Annotated in this window: 2 protein-coding genes; both read right to left on the bottom strand. The window is 29.5% G+C overall.

The features are described 5' to 3' along the window. Positions 1-251 precede the first annotated feature (251 nt). On the bottom strand, positions 252-995 hold the full coding sequence (locus HOH73_05175) for an ATP-binding protein (protein MBT5828247.1): 744 nt from the start codon (positions 993-995) through the stop codon (positions 252-254). Continuing rightward, positions 979-2,382 (bottom strand): IS21 family transposase, encoded by a 1,404-nt coding sequence (locus HOH73_05170; GenBank protein ID MBT5828246.1) that lies wholly within the window; start codon positions 2,380-2,382, stop codon positions 979-981. Before HOH73_05170 ends, HOH73_05175 begins: the two co-directional genes overlap by 17 nt. Between the last annotated feature and the right edge of the window lie 235 nt (positions 2,383-2,617).

Raw genomic sequence — 2,617 nt, 5'->3', positions numbered from 1 at the left:
CGTGGATTTTTTGTAGTCATAATAGTTTATTTTTTGATATTAATATATTTCAGTGTAACACTTGTGATACTCTAAGTCAACCCGAGTTGTTGGTAACGTTCTAAAAAGATGAATTATAGAATCAATGTAATGAGCCTGTTAACCATATAAAATTAATTAATGTGAGCCGAAGAATTTTCAGCGGCTGTCAATGTCAATTAAAAGTGTACCAGTAAAAATAACGAAAAGTGTACCAGTGGTAATAAAAAATATTATCTCATATTAACCTCACTTTTTATTTTTTTTCTTCTATAACTCTTGCCTTTAATATTAAATAGAGTTACGTGATGCATTAATCTATCTACTATGGCTTTCGTAAGCATGTTATCATCAAAAATATCATTCCATTGATCAATCTCCTTATTTGTAGTGATAATAGTCGATTTTTGTTCATATCTCTTGGAAATAACATTAAATAGATCATCAGAAGAATATTTGGGTAATTGCTTAAAGCCTAGTTCATCAAGTATTAGAAGATCATAATTAGCCAACATTCTAATTTTTTTATGATAAGAGTTATCTACTTTTGAATTATGTAAGCTATGAAGCATATCTGATACAGTAGTAAAAAATACATTATATTCTTTCTCTAAAGCTTTTAATGCAAAAGAAATAGCAAGGTGACTTTTGCCAGTACCAGAATCTCCTTGTAAAATTATATTTTCTTTTGAGTTGATAAATTGACAAGTTGCAATATCGCTAATTGATCTTTGATCAATACTTGGCTGAAAGGAAAAATCAAAATCCTCTAAGAGCTTGATTGTTGGTAACTTAGCAGCCTTACGCCTCCTTTGATAACCATTATCTTTTCTGGTGTTTTTTTCATCCTCACATAATAATTCAAGCAATTCTTTATATGATAGATTATTAGATTTTGCATAAATTAATCTTTCTTCTAAACTAGATACTATACCAGATAATTTAAACTCTTTGAGCGTGCTAAGCAATGTTTGCATAAGAACCTCCAAAATCTGCTATTGGTAAATCATAACAACCATTTTCTAGTATAGCTTTGATTTTACTATAAGAAATTATTCCATAGCATAAAGCTCTGTAGCATGCCTTATCTACTAATTCTTTATCATATATTTCGCATAATTTTATAATACCTCTAACTGGTTTATGCCAATCCCCTTTATATTCTTTTTTGATTAAAGAAAGGATAGAAGAGGCGTGTTTTCCAATTGATTCCATCTTGCTTGAGTATTTATTATCATATTCTGGAAAACCAGGGCACTGACGTTTATATTTATCATAATGAGATAAAATTGTGTTGAATTCCCCTTTGCCTTTGCTACGCGTATGTGTTGCAATCATAGAATTATCAGAATATATTTTTATTAATTTATTAGATACTAAAGCCCTAACATTAGACGCAACATATTTAGAAGGTACAGAATAGTAATTATTTTCAAATGTAATATGGCAATCCTTTGACACTTTGCGCATATAGGAGTTTGAATCAGAAAAATCTTCCAATGGTAAAATCTTTAACACCGCTCTTTCTTCTGCTTCAAATAATTCTCTTGGTTTTTTTCTTGTTGTTCCGTGTATTCTGTCATTAGCTTTTTTTTGCCATTTTTCTAGTGCAAGTGACAAAGCATCATAATTATCAAAAGTTCTACCAGCAAAAAAATTGTTTTTTACATATTTTATACCAGATTCTACTTTACCTTTTTCCTGAGGGCTATAAGGCCTACATGGTGATAATAAGACATCATAATGTTCAGCTAAGCGCTTGTAATCAATTTGAAATACTGGCTCATAAAAATTACTATCTATTACTCCTGATCTTAAATTATCTAATTTAATTACAGATGGAGCGCCAGCAAAATAATTAAAAGCATTAATATGACATTGTAACCAGCTATTAATTTTTTGATCAAATACAACTTCATAATAATCTAATCGGCTATAGCTTAAGCGCATATTAAATACATAAGCCTTACGTAATTTACCTGAACTGTCGTACTGTTTACCAATATCTCCAAAATCCACTTGAGCCTCTTCTCCTGATTTAGTGTGAAATCTTATACAGGTGTTTTGTTGAATTTTATGTTTGCTAATATACTTGTTAAGTAAAGAATAGCTACCATCATAACCTTGTGATTTTAATTCTTCAAAAACTCTTATGGAGCTTAAATTTTTTGATAATAATTCAATTATTTCCTTATGCCATTGATCAAGCTTTGAGCTTCGATTATATGGAACAGGAGATTCTAGATTTTCTTCTTTATATCTCTTTATAACTTTAAAAATTGTCCGGCGATGAATATTTGTTATTTTTGATATTGATCTTTGGCTTTTACCTTGTTTGTGCAATGTCAGTATTGTTGTGTGCATATTGGTTCCTATCATTTTTAGCCTTTATTTATTTTTATAAACAAAGACTAGTTTAAAATTATTTAAACCTTAAGTTTAAACCTTTTTTGACTGGTACACTTTTCATTATTTTTACTGGTACACTTTACTATAGCGCTGACAGCACAGAACTTATTTAACAGCCTGTCGATTTCGTTAACTTCCATTTCTGTTATTTTGAATTCTCTGTTTTCTAAATACTCCATCATAATACCTT

It is taken from the genome of Alphaproteobacteria bacterium (genome assembly GCA_018667735.1).
Classification (GTDB): Bacteria; Pseudomonadota; Alphaproteobacteria; order Rickettsiales; family JABIRX01; genus JABIRX01.
Note: the sequence above shows the minus strand (reverse complement) of the source record. Positions and strands in the feature narration are given on the sequence as shown.

Bases quoted from the DNA above. Each gene is read 5' to 3' on its own strand.
- HOH73_05175 (MBT5828247.1), bottom strand. From the start codon at position 995: ATGCAAACATTGCTTAGCACGCTCAAAGAGTTTAAATTATCTGGTATA.
- HOH73_05170 (MBT5828246.1), bottom strand. From the start codon at position 2,382: ATGCACACAACAATACTGACATTGCACAAACAAGGTAAAAGCCAAAGA.